Genomic DNA, 394 nt, shown 5'->3' with positions numbered 1-394 from the left:
CGATAGTTCACTGGATCAAGGAAGCCGCTTTGTCTGGCGAGCAGTCGGCCCTGATAGTTGGCTTCAATATCAGGCTTCGCATAGCTATCCAACGGTAATACAGAGATTTCTAACAACGTATCCGTTTTGCCATTGATAACGTTGATAACCTTCCCACCAAAGCGCGCTTGTTGACCAACATATAACCCCGGCTGGTTATGAACAGCAACAAAACTTTTTTGAATATCAGGTTGGTTATTGCCTTTGATATTTTGCGGAATTGAACTACATGCGGCAAGCAAAAATGAAAGGCTGAGGATGAGTGCACCTTTTGTCATGTTCATGTTACTATCCTTATCAACAAATATTAAAACCATAATAGATATTTCTTTATAGTTTTCATCTGATTCTGAGG

General features: G+C 40.4%; 1 pseudogene. It reads right to left on the bottom strand.

Annotated features, from left to right (window positions below):
* A pseudogene (slp, locus tag D7X12_RS42160) lies at positions 1-323 on the bottom strand (outer membrane lipoprotein Slp); the annotation flags it as partial.
* Positions 324-394 lie beyond the last annotated feature (71 nt).

This window comes from Corallococcus sicarius, assembly GCF_003611735.1.
GTDB lineage: Bacteria > Myxococcota > Myxococcia > Myxococcales > Myxococcaceae > Corallococcus > Corallococcus sicarius.
The sequence above is the reverse complement of the archived record's forward strand: the minus strand, read 5'-3'. Positions and strand labels throughout refer to the sequence as shown.